At 74.0% G+C, this 8,791-nt stretch carries 9 protein-coding genes and 1 pseudogene; 6 read left to right on the forward strand and 4 right to left on the reverse strand.

Translation table 11 applies throughout. From position 1 onward, the window contains the following. Positions 1-222 precede the first annotated feature (222 nt). Positions 223-1,107 carry a hypothetical protein gene (locus ABEB07_RS24465; protein WP_176149455.1) on the forward strand — a complete coding sequence of 295 codons (885 nt, stop codon included), beginning with the start codon at positions 223-225 and terminating at the stop codon, positions 1,105-1,107. A gap of 45 nt (positions 1,108-1,152) precedes the next feature. Here ABEB07_RS24465 and ABEB07_RS24470 read toward each other — a convergent pair whose 3' ends face one another. Then, entirely contained in the window at positions 1,153-2,076 is a 924-nt protein-coding gene (locus ABEB07_RS24470) for a DUF3027 domain-containing protein (RefSeq protein ID WP_345670318.1), read from the reverse strand. Between the two features lie 387 nt (positions 2,077-2,463). On the opposite strand from ABEB07_RS24470, the gene ABEB07_RS24475 reads away from it, so the two are divergent. The 4 genes from ABEB07_RS24475 (at position 2,464) to ABEB07_RS24490 (ending at position 6,475) form a co-directional block, all read left to right on the forward strand. Then, the gene (locus tag ABEB07_RS24475; RefSeq protein ID WP_345670319.1) at positions 2,464-4,119 is read left to right on the forward strand and encodes an MFS transporter; all 1,656 of its coding nucleotides are present in this window, start codon (positions 2,464-2,466) and stop codon (positions 4,117-4,119) included. Between the two features lie 253 nt (positions 4,120-4,372). Next, on the forward strand, positions 4,373-4,849 hold the full coding sequence (locus tag ABEB07_RS24480; RefSeq protein WP_164589911.1) for a DUF2771 domain-containing protein: 477 nt from the start codon (positions 4,373-4,375) through the stop codon (positions 4,847-4,849). Positions 4,850-4,860: 11 nt separating this feature from the next. Continuing rightward, positions 4,861-5,601, forward strand: coding sequence for a futalosine hydrolase (locus ABEB07_RS24485; RefSeq protein WP_176149457.1), 741 nt, complete (start codon positions 4,861-4,863; stop codon positions 5,599-5,601). Continuing rightward, complete coding sequence (locus tag ABEB07_RS24490) at positions 5,582-6,475, forward strand: 1,4-dihydroxy-6-naphthoate synthase (protein ID WP_176149458.1); 894 nt, start codon at positions 5,582-5,584, stop codon at positions 6,473-6,475. Before ABEB07_RS24485 ends, ABEB07_RS24490 begins: the two co-directional genes overlap by 20 nt. Positions 6,476-6,604: 129 nt before the next feature. Here ABEB07_RS24490 and ABEB07_RS24495 read toward each other — a convergent pair whose 3' ends face one another. Next, a complete protein-coding gene (locus ABEB07_RS24495; RefSeq protein WP_176149459.1) occupies positions 6,605-6,988 on the reverse strand; it encodes a cold-shock protein in 384 nt (127 codons plus the stop codon). A gap of 166 nt (positions 6,989-7,154) precedes the next feature. Between ABEB07_RS24495 and ABEB07_RS24500 the strand changes: the two genes are divergently transcribed. After that, a complete protein-coding gene (locus ABEB07_RS24500) occupies positions 7,155-7,406 on the forward strand; it encodes a hypothetical protein (RefSeq protein WP_345670320.1) in 252 nt (83 codons plus the stop codon). Here ABEB07_RS24500 and ABEB07_RS24505 read toward each other — a convergent pair. Beyond that, positions 7,382-8,050 (reverse strand): HAD family hydrolase, encoded by a 669-nt coding sequence (locus tag ABEB07_RS24505; protein ID WP_345670321.1) that lies wholly within the window; start codon positions 8,048-8,050, stop codon positions 7,382-7,384. The two genes, ABEB07_RS24500 and ABEB07_RS24505, sit on opposite strands and share 25 nt — an antisense overlap. Before the next feature lie 63 nt (positions 8,051-8,113). Next, positions 8,114-8,791 (reverse strand): annotated as a pseudogene (locus ABEB07_RS24510) (hypothetical protein); the annotation flags it as partial.

An 8,791-nucleotide genomic window follows, 5' to 3' on the forward strand; every position in this document is an offset into this window, starting at 1 on the left:
GGGGGCGCCCCGCTCGTGGCAACGGCACCGACAGCCTGGACAGCATCCGACCGCTCGGCGCGGTGACCGCGCGCAACCAATGAGTCACTTCACACGTTAAGCAGATATGTCCACTCTGTCTGACATGAATCGAGAAACCGGGGCGAGAGGGTCCCGTCGCGCCCCAGCCCTCCCGCCGACGGGGCATCCCCTCACCCACCCCTGATCACGACAAGGAACCACATGGTCAGCTCGTCCCATGAGGCGATGCACCGGATCTTCCAGGACTACCCGGGGCTCTTCTCCCGCGTGTCCGAAGCGCTCAGCATCCCGTTCCCGCGGGCCACAGCGGTCAGCGTGCTGCCCAACGACGTCACCGAGACGAAACCCGTCGACCGGCGGATCGACACGCTGCTGCGCATCGACACACAGGACCACGGACCCTTTCTCCTCGCGGTCGAAGCGCAGAAGAAGAAGGACCCCGAGAAACCGGCCAGCTGGGGCTACTACCTCGCGTACCTGCGCAGCAAATACCGTCTGCCGCCGCTGCTGCTAGTGGTCTGCCAGGATCGCGCCACCGCCGAGTGGGCGACCCGGCCGGAGCCCATCGGCTTCTTCTCGTGGCCCTCACTGACCGTTCGGCCGATCGTCGCCGGACCACACAACATGCCGGTCATCACCGATCCCGAAGAGGCCCGTGCCGACCTCGCCCTGACCGCCCTGGCGGCCATCACGCACGCGGCCGGTCCGGAGGTCGGTGCCATACTGAAAGCCCTGTCCACCGCGCTTCGGGACGTCCCCGAAGACGTAGCAGACCCCATCATCGAATTCACCGCTCAGGGTCTGGGCGACCGCCCGGCCAAGCACCTCTGGAGGAATCTGGTGGCCGTGGACCTCTCGTTCTACAAGTCCTACCTCTCCGAGGAGATCCGCGACGAAGGCCGTGCTCAAGGCCGGGCCCAGGGCCGGGCCGAGGACGTTCTGCTCGTTCTGGAGCAGCGTGGCGTCGAGGTCTCCCGAGAGGTACGGCGGCGGGTGACCGAGTGCGCGGATCACGACGTTCTGCGGACCTGGCTCACCCGGGCCGTCACCGCGGCGAAGGCCGAGGAGATCTTCGGGGAGAGCTGACCCGGGTTGCCCCTCCGCGTCCGGAGAACCGGAGGGGCGGCCTCCCTACGAGTGGCCCAGTTCCGCCGTCTCCTCGTCCGGGACCGGGGGGAGCGAGCCGGAGTCGGGGGCGGGGCGCAGCGGGAAGGGGTCGACGCGGGTCTCGTCGATGACCGGGGTGGCCGGCTGCGGAGGCGTCGGCATGACCGCGGCCTCCGAGTGGCCGCCGCAGCCGTAGGACAGGGAGACGACGCGGCCGTCGGCCGGGGAGAACTCGTTGGCGCACACGCCGAACGCCTGTCCGAGCGAGCCGCCGATCGGCGCGAGGAAGCCGCAGCTCACACAGGACGCCGGAGCGGCCTGCGCCATCGGCGTCTTCGCGCCGAACGCCTCTTCCCAGCGGTCGGCCGCCGCATGCAGGCCGTAGCGGGACAGGACCCGCGCGCGCCGCAGCCCCAGTTCCTCGGCGACCGCCGCGACCGAGCCCCGCGAGGGCGCGGCGGGCAGGTTGCGCGGCGGGCCGTCGGTGACCTCGGCGTCCTCCGCCTCCACCAGCTCGGCCATCTCCTCGGAGACGGCGGAGTTCGGCGGCGCGTCCTCGCCGGAGAAACCGGGCTCCAGACGCAGATCCTCCGCGTCCGTGGGCAGCAGATCGCCCGGCCCCATGTCGCCGGGGCGCAGCCGCTCGCTCCACGGCACCCACTCGGGCGCGAGCACCGCGTCCTCGCCGGGCAGCAGCACCGCCTCGTCCAGCGTGACGATCTTCGCGCGGGAGGCGCGCGCCACCGTGACGGCCCAGCGCCAGCCCCGGTAGCCCAGCTCCTTGCACTCGAAGAAGTGGGTGACCACGCGGTCACCCTCGGCCACCACGCCCGCGTGCTCACCGACGACGCCGGGCGCTGCCACCTCCTCCGCTGCGACGCGGGCGAGGTCGACGGCCTCGGCGCACAGGCGGTCGGGGGTGCGGCTTCGCGTGGTCGCTGCGCTCACAGGTATCGCTTCTCTCCTACGCCGTCTCTCGGGTGCGCCGGCCTGAAGGCGGCGGTGCGAACGGAGCGGACCTGCGGACCGCGTCGACGTACGCGCCCGCTCGCGCTCGGGCGCACCTACGTCATCCATTCTGCGGTATGCCCGTAAGGCGCGCGGCCGAGAACGTTCGCCACGGCGCGCTACGCACGCTACCTTCTCACCGCCGCTCGGCCTACACCGACGGCCCCTCGACGCCGCGCGGCGCATGGATTCGCCCGATCCGCGAAACGGTCCGGAGCATCCCGGAGGGCATCCTCCCCCGTCCGCGGGTGCGTCCGTCGGGGGCCGGGTGGCCCGTTCCGGGCCGTCCTGACGCTAGCGGCGGCCGTCTCGGGGCAGTATGACGGAGTGGCAGCCCCGAGGACGCCCCCGGAGACCCCCACTGGGACCGACGAGCCCCAGGGGACCGAGGGAAGCAGCCGAGGCAGCGGTTCGGGCCGGTTCGGCGGTTCCGTCCGCGCGGTCGGCCGTGCCCTGCGCCTGCCCTTCACGGGTCCGGTGCGCGGCATCCGCCGGGCCACCCACGCGCACGGCGCCGGCGAGTCGGGCCTCGGCAAGCTGATCGAACTGCACGCGGTGAACGGCGCCGGCGACGTCATGGTCACCGTCGCCCTCGCCTCCACCGTCTTCTTCTCCGTCCCCACCGACGAGGCCCGCGGCCGCGTCGCGCTCTACCTCGCCATCACCATGGCGCCCTTCACCCTCCTCGCCCCGGTGATCGGCCCGCTCCTGGACCGCCTCCCGCACGGCCGCCGCGCCGCGATGGCCGCCGCGATGCTGGCCCGCGCCCTGCTGGCGCTGATCATCGCGGGCGCGGCGGCCGGCGGCGGTCTGGAGCTGTATCCGGCGGCGCTCGGCGTGCTCGTCGCCTCCAAGGCGTACGGCGTGGTCCGCAGCGCCGTCGTGCCGCGGCTGTTGCCGCCCCGGTTCTCGCTGGTCAAGGCGAACTCGCGGGTCACCCTCGGCGGGCTGCTCGCCACCGGCGCCGCCGCGCCCGTCGGCGCCGCGCTGCACCTCGTCGGCCCGCGCTGGCCGCTCTACGGCGCCTTTGTGATCTTCGTCGCGGGAACGTTCCTGTCGTTCTCCCTGCCGCCGAAGGTGGACTCCGCCAAGGGCGAGCGCCGGGCGCTGCTCGCGGCGGACGAGGCGCGCCGGCACGGGCCGCGCCGCACCCCGCCCAAACGGCCCGGCCTGCGCACCGTCGGCCCGGCCGTCACTCACGCGCTGGCCGCCAACGCGGCGCTGCGCTGCCTGTCCGGCTTCCTGATCTTCTTCCTCGCCTTCCTGCTGCGCGAGCACCCGCTGGCCGGGCAGAGCGCCGCCGTGTCGCTGGGCATGGTGGGCGTCGCGGCCGGCGCGGGCAACGCGCTGGGCACGGCGGTCGGGGCGTGGCTGCGCTCGCGGGCGCCGGAGATCATCGTCGTGACGGTCGTCGCGATCGCGCTCGGCGCGGCGGTCTGGGCGGCGGCGCTGTTCGGCACGGTGCTGGTGACGTGCCTGGCGGCGGTCGCCGGGTTCGGGCAGGCGCTGGCCAAGCTGTCCCTGGACGCGCTGATCCAGAGGGACGTGCCCGAGGGGGTGCGCACCTCGGCGTTCGCCCGCTCCGAGACGCTGCTCCAGGTGGCCTGGGTGCTAGGCGGCGCGATCGGCATCGTGCTGCCGCTGAACGGGGTGCTGGGCATGGCGGTCGGCGCGGCGATCGTTGCGACCGGCTGGCTGAGCACGGTGCGCGGCCTCCTGGCCTCCGCCCGCCGCCCGGTCCCGCCACGCCGTACCGACGACGAGCCCGAGCACGAACACGGCGACCGGCCCGAGGGCGAGTACGGCGGCGAGTACGGCGGCGAGTACGGCAGCGGGCACGGGGACGAGTGCGGCGGCCGGGACCGGTACCACGACCGGCCCGACCCTGCCGACCGCCTCAGCCGCTCCAGCCGCTCCGGCCGCTCCGGCCGCTCCGGCCGCTCCGAGCTCCCCGCCGCGCCCCCCGATCCGCCGACCCCCTGACCGCGTGCGCCCGCCCGGACGGCCCGATGCGGCGCCGAACGACCCGGTGCGGTCCGGTCCGGTCCGGAACGGTGCGGTCCGGTGCGGTCCGGTACGCCCCAGCGCACCCCGGTACGGCACCCGACTCGCCCCGTTACGGGACCGCCCCGCCGTCCCCGGCCCGCCTCGGCCATCGGGATGCCCTGCCCGCGTCGCACGGCACGCCGTACCCCCGCGTGGGCGGGGGGCTGGACGTGCCCGATAGCCTTCGGCCATGACCTCGCTGCAATCCGCCGTGCGACGCCGCCGCGCCGTCGCCGCAGCCGGCGCCGTTTCCGCCGGACTGCTCGTCCTGACGGCCTGCGACAAGCCGACGCCGATCGCCACGATCACCGCGGGCGACAACTCGGTGCACTCGGAAGCCATCTGCTACAAGGACGGCAACGACCTGACGGCCGCCGATCTGACCAAGTGCCTCAAGGACACCTCGGGCATCGAGACGATCAAGATCGACCCCGACGACACGGTCCGCTTCGGCGTCGATCCCAAGATCGCCGACCAGGGCTGGACGATCCTGATGAACGACCAGCAGCTCACCGACTCCAGCAAGAAGACGTACCGCACCATCCCGGGCAGCGTCTTCTTCAACGCCCAGTACGGAGCCACCGGCAACTCCACGAAGGTCTCCATCAAGGAGGGCGACAAGACCACCAAGGGCGTGTGGTCCTTCAAGCTCCAGAAGGACTCCTGACCACGTCCCCGGTGCCTGCCGCGGCTCCCGCCCCGGCCCCGCGCGTGCTCGTCGCCACCGCGGTCCCCGTCGAACGGGACGCGGTGGCACAGGCGTTCCCCGGCCCGGCGGACGAACTGCCGCTGCCCGGCGCGACCCTGCTCCGCCTGGGCCGCCGCGATCTGATCGCCGCCGGCGTCGGCCCCGCCCTGGCCGCCGCCTCGACCGCCACCGCGCTCACCGCCGCCGCGCTGGCCGGCACGCCCTACGACCTCGTCGTGTCGGCCGGCATCGCGGGCGGCTTCGCGCCCGGCGCGCCGGTCGGCTCGCTCGTCGTCGCCGACGAGATCACCGCGGCCGACCTGGGCGCCGAGACCGGCGACGGATTCCTGCCGGTGACGGAACTCGGCTTCGGCACCACCGCCCACCACCCACCCGAATCACTCGTACGGGCTATCGCCGCGGCGACCGGAGCGGCCGTCGGCGCCGCGCTGACCGTCTCCACCGTGACCGGCACCGCCGCCCGCGCCGCCGCGCTGCGCGCGCGCCACCCCCGCGCCCTCACCGAGGCGATGGAGGGCTTCGGCGTCGCGGAGGCCGCCGCCGCGCACGGCGTCCCCGTGCTGGAGCTGCGCGCGGTCTCCAACCCGGTCGGGCCGCGCGACCGCGCCGCCTGGCGCATCGGCGACGCCCTGGCCGCCCTCACCGAGGCGTTCGGGAAGCTCGCCCCCGTACTGGAGAGTTGGAGCCCACATGAGCCAGCCGAATCCTGAGACGCCCGCCGGGCACGACCTGCCCGAGCGGCTGCGGATCTCCTACTCGCCCTGCCCCAACGACACGTTCGTCTTCGACGCCCTCGCCCACGGCCGCGTCCCGGGCGCGCCCGCGCTCGACGTCGCCTTCGCCGACATCGACCTCACCAACGGCATGGCCGAGCGCGGCGAGTCGGACGTGCTGAAGGTGTCGTACGCCGTGCTGCCCTACGTCCTGGACGCGTACGCGCTGCTGCCGTGCGGCGGCGCGCTGGGGCGCGGCTGCGGGCCGCTGGTGCTGACCAAGGAGCCGGAGAGCGACCTCAAGGGCCGCACGGTCGCGGTGCCGAGCGAGAGGTCGACGGCGTACCTGCTGTTCCGGCTGTGGGCCGCGGACACCGTGCCGGGCGGGGTCGGGGAGATCGTGGTGATGCCGTTCCACGAGATCATGCCGGCCGTGCGGGACGGCAAGGTGGACGCCGGTCTGGTGATCCACGAGGCGCGCTTCACGTACCAGGACTACGGGCTGCACAAGCTCGCCGACATGGGCGAGCACTGGGAGGCCACCACCGGGCTGCCGATCCCGCTCGGCGCGATCATCGCCAAGCGGTCGCTGGGCGGGGCGGCGCTGAACCGGCTCGCCGACGCGATCCGGGCGTCGGTGCGCGCCGCCTGGGACGACCCCGAGGCGTCCCGGCCGTACGTCATGGCGCACGCCCAGGAGATGGACCCGGCCGTCGCCGACCAGCACATCGGTCTGTACGTCAACGAGTTCACCGCCGACCTCGGCGAGGACGGCTACGCGGCGGTCCGCGGGCTGCTCACCCGGGCGGCGGCCGAAGGGCTGGTGCCGCCCCTCGGCCCGGACGCGCTGGCGTTCCCTGCGACGACCTGAGACGACCCGGAACGGGACTCGCGACCGGACCCGGCAGGGGCGCGCCCGCGCGGCCGTGCCCCTGCCGGGCCGTGGGCGCGGGTCCGGCGGCGGATCCGGCTGCGGGTCCGGCCGCGGGTCCGGCCGCGGTCACACGTCCAGCTGGTCGGCGACCGCGCGCAGCAGGGTGGCGACCTTCTTGCCGTAGGGCTTGTCGGGGTAGCGGCCGTGGTTGAGGGTCTGGCCCACGTCGTCCAGCAGACTGGTCAGGTCCTGCACGATGGGCAGCAGTTCGTCCGGCTTCTTGCGCTGGGCCGCCGCCACCGACGGGGCCGGCTCCAGGAGGGTCACCGACAGGGCCTGGTCGCCGCGCTGACCGGCGACCACGCCGAACTCCACGCGCTGTCCGGGCTTGAGCACGTCCACTCCGGCGGGCAGGACCGAGGAATGGACGAAGACGTCACCGCCGTCGTCGCGGGAGAGGAAGCCGAAGCCCTTCTCGCTGTTGAACCACTTGACCTTGCCGGTAGGCACGTCTGTCCTCGTCCTCGTACTCGTCGGGAAACTGCTTCGGAAAACGGCTCTGGATAGCACGCGGGCGGGTCGCGCCCGGACCCGCCGCTACCCAGGCTAATGGTCTTGGGGCGGCTGACAAGACGTCGCCCGGTCGTTCCCTCGCGCTGGGAACTACCCTGGTCCGGTGCGTGACAAAACCCAACCGAATTCCACCGCGCCGGGCGACGGGCTGATCCGTGCCGGCGCGATCGTGTTCTTCCTCGGCACGGTGGCCACCATGGTCACGGTGGCACCGCTGTTCTTCGGCGCGAAGCCTTTTCCCACCTACATGTTCGGGCTGAGCATGCTGATGGCCGTCGGTTTCCTCATCGCCGGCGCCGGAGTCCTCCGGTCGATCGCCGCGGGGCGGCGTCAGGCGCGGGGCGAAGCGGGGTAGGAGTCCGCCCGAGAATTTTCGGCCGAAAAGGCGTGAGCCCAGTCCGAAAACCAATTCGGGAACTCGGTCAGATCGGCGAGGACGACGTCGGCGCCGGCCGCGCGCAGTTCCTCCTCGGCGCAGGGGCCGGTGGCCACCGCGACCGAGAGGGCGCCGGCCGCGCGGGCGCCGCGTACGTCGCCCACGTGGTCGCCGACGTAGACCTGTGCGCCGTGCGCGCGCAGCGCCTCGGCCTTCTGCTCGGCCCACAGGCCGCCGACGACGGCGTCCGGGCCGATGGCCAGGTGCTCCAGATGGAGGCGGGCGTTCGGCTCGTGCTTGGCGGTGACCACGATCGACCGGCCGCCGGCCCGCCGCACCGCCCCGACCGCCTCGCGGGCGCCGGTGAGGGCGGGCGTGGCCGCGACGGCGAAGTCCGGGTACATCGTCCGGTACAGGTCCGCGACGGCCTCGACGCGCTCGGCCGGGAACCAGTTGACCAGCTCGTCCTGGAGCGGCGGCCCCAGCCGGGTGACCGCCAGGTCGGCGTCGATGTACGTCCCGGTCCGCTCGGACAGCGCCAGGTAGCAGGCGCGGATGCCGGGCCGGGAGTCGATGAGGGTCATGTCGAGATCGAAGCCGACGGTCAACGGGCGAGAAGTCATGTACGCCATTGTGCCGAGCCGCTTTCCCTGACCGGGCCGCCCCCGTCCCCGCCCTGCGGCGGACTACCTGCGGCGTTGGGAGCGCCAGAGGAGGAACAGGGCCGAGAGGACGGCTGCCGCGCGGATCACCCAGGGCCAGGTCTGGGCGATGGCCTCGTTCATGTGGTCCTGGGCGATGGGGTCGCCCCAGCGGCCGTTGTCGCGGCCCCACAGCCAGGCGAAACCGGCCGCGACCGCCAGGCCGGGCATGCCCATGACCGCCCACTTGGTCTCCGCCGGGGTGAGCCGGCGTGAACCGTAGGCGATGACCCAGCCCAGGACCAGGGCGAACCAGTTGCCGAGCACCGCGCCCGCGACCAGCAGCAGGGCCGCGAGCAGGAGCAGCGGGTTGCTCCACGCGGCGCGTGCCGGCCGCGCCCCGGCCGCCCCGGCCGCCCCGCGCCGGGGCAGCAGGCCGAAGCGCCTGCGGGCGGGGGCCGGTTCCGGCTCGGCCACGGCCGCCTCGGCCGGGGCGGCGGGCACGGCGTCCGGCGCCCCCGGGGGCTGCTTGGGCGGCGGGGCCTTGAGCAGGTCGGCGATCTCCACGCCGCCGACGAAGCCGGGCACGTCGTCGCCGATCCCGAACGGGCTGCCGTCCGTGCGCCACCAGTCGGCGCCGCCGCCGAGCTGGTCGGCGGTCGCCAGGTGCGGCAGCGGGGCGCCGCCGGGCGGCGGCGGGGGCGGAGCCGCCTCGGGCCGCGC

The organism is Streptomyces similanensis, from assembly GCF_039543625.1.
GTDB classification, from domain to species: Bacteria; Actinomycetota; Actinomycetes; order Streptomycetales; family Streptomycetaceae; genus Streptomyces; species Streptomyces similanensis.

Excerpts from the sequence above, each read along its gene's own strand:
- ABEB07_RS24465 (WP_176149455.1), top strand. The coding sequence starts at position 223 with ATGGTCAGCTCGTCCCATGAGGCGATGCACCGGATCTTCCAGGACTAC.
- ABEB07_RS24490 (WP_176149458.1), top strand. The coding sequence starts at position 5,582 with ATGAGCCAGCCGAATCCTGAGACGCCCGCCGGGCACGACCTGCCCGAG.
- ABEB07_RS24505 (WP_345670321.1), bottom strand. The coding sequence starts at position 8,050 with ATGACTTCTCGCCCGTTGACCGTCGGCTTCGATCTCGACATGACCCTC.
- ABEB07_RS24480 (WP_164589911.1), top strand. The coding sequence starts at position 4,373 with ATGACCTCGCTGCAATCCGCCGTGCGACGCCGCCGCGCCGTCGCCGCA.